This is a genomic window from Moorena sp. SIO2C4, from assembly GCF_010672485.1.
In the GTDB taxonomy this organism is placed as follows: Bacteria; Cyanobacteriota; Cyanobacteriia; order Cyanobacteriales; family Coleofasciculaceae; genus Moorena; species Moorena producens.
Genome location: NZ_JAAHGN010000607.1, coordinates 1 through 4,539 on the forward strand (window position 1 = coordinate 1; position 4,539 = coordinate 4,539).

The 4,539-nt window shown below is 46.0% G+C and carries 5 protein-coding genes; all 5 read left to right on the forward strand.

The window, feature by feature from the left end; genetic code table 11:
- The coding region (locus F6K20_RS25515) for a ribonuclease J (protein WP_287296498.1) at positions 1-1,084 on the forward strand (1,084 nt) is incomplete at its 5' end.
- 905 nt (positions 1,085-1,989) lie between these two features.
- Entirely contained in the window at positions 1,990-2,367 is a 378-nt protein-coding gene (locus tag F6K20_RS25520; protein ID WP_287296499.1) for a Mo-dependent nitrogenase C-terminal domain-containing protein, read from the forward strand.
- 60 nt (positions 2,368-2,427) lie between these two features.
- Positions 2,428-3,198 (forward strand): hypothetical protein, encoded by a 771-nt coding sequence (locus F6K20_RS25525; RefSeq protein WP_287247398.1) that lies wholly within the window; start codon positions 2,428-2,430, stop codon positions 3,196-3,198.
- Between the two features lie 158 nt (positions 3,199-3,356).
- The gene (locus tag F6K20_RS25530) at positions 3,357-3,608 is read left to right on the forward strand and encodes a hypothetical protein (RefSeq protein ID WP_008185775.1); all 252 of its coding nucleotides are present in this window, start codon (positions 3,357-3,359) and stop codon (positions 3,606-3,608) included.
- A gap of 54 nt (positions 3,609-3,662) precedes the next feature.
- A partial coding sequence (locus F6K20_RS25535; RefSeq protein ID WP_287296501.1) for an MltA domain-containing protein occupies positions 3,663-4,539 on the forward strand: 877 nt, incomplete at its 3' end.

A 4,539-nucleotide genomic window follows, 5' to 3' on the forward strand; every position in this document is an offset into this window, starting at 1 on the left:
TCCAGGACGAGTCCTAGTGACTACCTTTGCCTCCTCAGTTCACCGGATAAGTATAGTCCTGGATATCGCCCAAAAACAAAACCGGAAGGTGGCAATTGTGGGTCGTTCCATGCTGAATGTGATTGCCCACGCTCGTAGCCTGGGTTACATTAAATGCCCAGATAACTTGTTTGAGCCGTTAAAAGCAATTAAAAATATAGCGCCAGAAAAAATCCTGATTCTGACAACGGGTTCTCAAGGGGAACCGCTAGCCGCAATGACTCGGATTTCTAAAGGGGAACACCGGGAAATTCAAATCCAAGCAGGGGACACAGTTGTCTTCTCTGCCAACCCCATTCCTGGTAATACGATTGCGGTGGTGAATACCATTGATCGGTTAATGAAGCTGGGAGCCAATGTAGTGTATGGTCGTAAGCATGGCATTCATGTTTCTGGTCACGGTGCTCAGGAAGACCATAAACTGATGTTGGCTCTAACACGACCAAAATTCTTTATGCCGGTGCATGGTGAACATCGGATGCTAGTTAAACATGCCTTGATGGCTCATAGTATGGGTATCCCTGTGGAAAATACTGTGATTACCGACAATGGGGATGTAGTGGAGTTATCTGAGGACAGCATTAGTATTACAGGTAATGTCCCCTCAGGTATTGAACTGGTAGACCGCACTGGTATTGTTCATGACAATGTTATGAAAGAACGTCAGCAGTTGGCTGGAGATGGAGTAGTGACTGTAGCTGCAGCAATCAGTTGGGATGGCAAACTCCTTGCCAAGCCAGAAATTCATCTGCGGGGTGTGGTCTCACCGTTAGAAACATCCCTCCTGCAACAGTTGGTGATCAAAAGAATTGAACGGACATTAAGCGATCGCTGGTCAGATTTTGATAAATCCTTGACAGGGAAACCGACGGAAATTGATTGGGAAGGCTTGCAAAAGCAAATTCAAGCTGACCTCCAGCGTTTAGCTCGCCGGGAACTCAGAAGTCGTCCGCTGTTGGTGTTCTTGCTGCAAACCCCAGAGGAACCACCAGTTAAGGTCACAGGTACACGACGTCGGCGCTCTACTGCCAAGGTGGCATCATAAGCAGAAGGGTGAAGGTTCGCCCTTGGCGTCCTTTTTGCCTTATTTTCGTTCTTAATTCCCAAAAAGACTGACTTCAACACTCAGGAAACAACTCAATGTTGAAGTCAGTCTTTTTTTTTATGACATTAGAGTCACTGATGAGTTATTCTAATCAGTGTGATGAGTTATTCTAATCAGTGTGATTACTCAATCCCTATTGCCAAATTGCCAAAGTTCCGTAAGACTGACCAAGCTTGGTCATTAAGGATCTTGGCAGCATATCAGTAGATGCAGTTAATTACACAGATCAGCTAGTTTCACAGATAAGCTGGTACACACTAAACTGATCTATTGGAATTGATCACAGCTTGTTGGCAGTTGATGCTTAACCCTTAACAGTCAACTATGCTTTAAGCGCGCTACTGGAAAAGCTGCGCTTGCCAGTTATCAACTCTGATGCCCCTGTAGCGAAGGAGCTGAGGCTGGATTACTAAACCAAAAGCTCAGTTTATGTCCCTCGGAACTATCGCGCACCAATGGCTGCAATTGAGTAGCGTAAATGGGTATTAGCTTACCTGGTTTACACTAACTGCTATCTATAGGATTTTTCCAGGATTTTTCCTGACCTAGCCATGTTTGTGTCGATTGACTATATATATTTAATTCGATTTTAAGATCAGCTGCTGATTTCCAGCGGCGAAGAGACCCTATTCCAATAGTGATAGGGTAAGGACAAAAAAAAGGCGGTATGCCTGTAATAACCACCAATATCGGCTCTCCTCAGGCAGAGGGGGGGGTGTTATCTTGCTCTGGCAAGATATACATAAAAATGATCCTCTGTCAATCCGGTATGAGAAAGATATCTTGTGTAGTTATATTACAGGCGACTGGATTACCGCCTACTAGTAGTATCACAGGTAAAAGACATGAGTGTATCTGATTATACAATAAGTCAGCTAATCATTACAAGCCGGGTTTGGATTAACCCAGGAACAGATTCCTCCAAGGTTACAATTCCTGCCTTACCCGGCAAGACCAGGAAGACTTTTGATCTGCTGGAGTCATTACGGCAGTGGCTGAACCAAATTGAGGTTGATAACCCCAAATTAGCCCACCGTCTCTGCCGACTAATTCCAGCCCAGTGTCCTTTTGAACGGCAGATTAAACTGTTCAATCGCACTCTACTTCGGATTCCACCATTGTGTAAACTCAATCCTGTCTATGATGAAGTGGTAGCCCTGCGCTTCCGAGCACTGTCTTATCTGGCGGATGAATGTGGTGAAGATATCACCTGTTACTGCTAAAATTCCGAAACGAGAATTTTAGCTGCGGGCGTCGGGAAACCGTGCCTATTAGAAAACATCATGGCCATTATTGCCCTAAAAGCCTGGTATCTCCAGAAATACGAACCCATCAAAGAATTGGAGAAACGCCACCATGACCTGCGTTTGAGCAAAAATAGTTTGCTTAAGTCAGGCTTAAGAGCAGATTTTTTGGATGATAGCCAGGATGTGAAAAACTCTGAATGGTTTAAGCGCTACCTAGCAGGGGAAACGGTGGAGTTCTACATAGAAGGTAGTGGGGGCTATGCCATTTCCAATATTGACTTGATTTCTCACGAGATTTACTTCACGAAGCGAGAGGTAATGGCACAACTGTCGCCAATAATCTTTGTGAGTTACCAGACTGAATACAGTGCCTCTAGTGAGGCTTTGCGTAGCACCCTGTCAGATACCCTAGACACCTTTAATCAGCGATCGCGTTTACCCCTAACCCTAGAAGAATCCCGACGCCCAATTGGTCAACCAATGCGCCTGGGGAGTACCCAGATGCGTAAAATCCGCAAAAGTCTGGTATTCATTGCTGATGGCACCCCGGTGGCTGGTCTAGCAACGGAAAACAAACCGTTACTGATCCCTAGTCCCTATGTTTGTGTGGAAATCGGCTATGCTTTAACGGCTAAGCCGACGGAACAGATTTTGCTGGTGAAAATGGAGCGACCAGATTTACCAGGACAGTTTCCTTTTGATCTGCCTAGCTACCAGCAGCTGATTTGGCAAAATCCACAGGAACTGCGCCAAATGTTGCCAACGGTGATGGAAAATTTGCTGAAACGGTTTAATTTATCAATCTAAGTAATCTGTAAATCTCAAGCAAGACTGGTGGATAAAGGACAAAGGAGGTGTAAGGGGATTTGGTGTATTGGGAATCCCTTTGAACTTGGAGCAATGACTTTTTGCCTTCCCCTTCAAGGTCGCTGATAATAGTTGGGATGGATTAAGGAGAATTTTCGATGCCAAGAACCCCAGACGAGTACGCTGTTCACATTCTTTTGTCAAGTGGTCACCGGGAAGAAGTACGGTTTGCCACAATTAAAGAGTTTCAAAAGTGGTATAGTGGCGAACTTATCCCAAAATCTAACTCTGAAGACTTCATTAGCGTACCCATTAAAAATGTTCAAGGGGAGTACATGGTAGTACGTCCTGCTCGGATCGCTGCTATCCGGGTGGAACCTATTTTCTCTGGTAGCGTCGAACGTTTTTAATGCAGCTTGACTGCTTTGACTCGGCAATAGCTGGTGATTGAATTCTTGGCAAGTATGAGAAAAACTCTAACTAGGATTTCCCTGACCATAGGAATAGCCATCCTACCGATTAGTGGTGCTGCAGTTGCTAGTGTTCCGCTGCAAGCGGTTCAACTAGAGACTGTTCAGTTCAATCAGGATCCATTGGGTTTAGATGAACAGCTTTGGAAGCGTCCTGGTGGTAAGTCAGGGGACTGGCGAGTGATGTTGAGGGCGATAGACAATAGCTTGCGTTATCTGAAAACCCCTAGTGCGGCTAAGGCTTACCAAAACTATTCCGTACCAGGAGTAACTCGCGATCGCGTCCGCCGTTCTCTAGTCCGTTTCCGCCAACTCCTGATCAAGTCCCCTACTCCTAAAGCGCTGCAAGCAGCCATCCAACAAGAGTTTGTCTTTTACAAGAGTGTGGGGAAGGACAATCAGGGAACTGTTGGGTTCACGGGTTATTTTGAGCCAGTGTATGCTGGGAGTCGCACACCTAGTGCTGAGTATCGCTATCCCCTTTACCGACTACCTTCTGATTTCCAACGTTGGCAAAAACCTCACCCAACCCGTGCGGCATTGGAAGGATGGGATGGTTTAGGGAAAAATAGCCCACTACGAGGGAAAGAACTAGTTTGGTTACGCGATCGCTTAGAGGCGTTTTTGGTTCACGTTCAGGGTTCAGCGCGAGTTAGAATGCCGGATGGCACCTTGATGAGCGTGGGCTATGCCGGTAAGACGAGTCATCCCTACACTAGTATCGGGGGACAACTGGTTAACGATGGCAAGATGGAGCTAGAAGGGCTAACCCTGCCTGCGGTGATCGATTATTTCCGCACTTCACCGACGGAACTGAGTCAATATTTACCCCGCAATAAAAGTTTTGTGTTCTTCCGAGAAACCAGGGGGA